We start from the raw sequence: 301 nt of genomic DNA, 5'->3' as shown, positions 1-301 counted from the left end.
ATCCAGGACTCCCCCGGCTACTTCCGCGGCCTCGCGCAGTTGCGCGGGCGCAATGCCGAATGGGCCGACCGCGCGGTGCGCGAGGCCGTCAGCCTGTCGGCGACCGACGCGCGCGCGCAGCACGTCGTCGACCTGATCGCGCAGGATCCGGCCGCCCTCGCGCGCCAGCTCGACGGCCACAGCGCGACGACCACCGCCGGCACGCTGCGGCCCGCGACCGCGCATGCGCCGCTCGTCGTGGGCCTACCCGACTGGCTCAGCCGCTTCCTGTCGATCATCACCGATCCGAATGTCGCGCTGA

1 pseudogene is annotated in these 301 nt (G+C 73.8%); it reads left to right on the top strand.

Features of this window, described 5'->3' with window-relative positions:
• Positions 1-301, top strand: a pseudogene (locus KVT39_RS36740) (nodulation protein NfeD); the annotation flags it as partial.

Origin of the sequence: Burkholderia sp. GbtcB21, assembly GCF_019091065.1 — a bacterium.
Classification (GTDB): domain Bacteria; phylum Pseudomonadota; class Gammaproteobacteria; order Burkholderiales; family Burkholderiaceae; genus Burkholderia; species Burkholderia pyrrocinia_C.
This window is presented reverse-complemented; position numbering and strand designations above follow the sequence as displayed.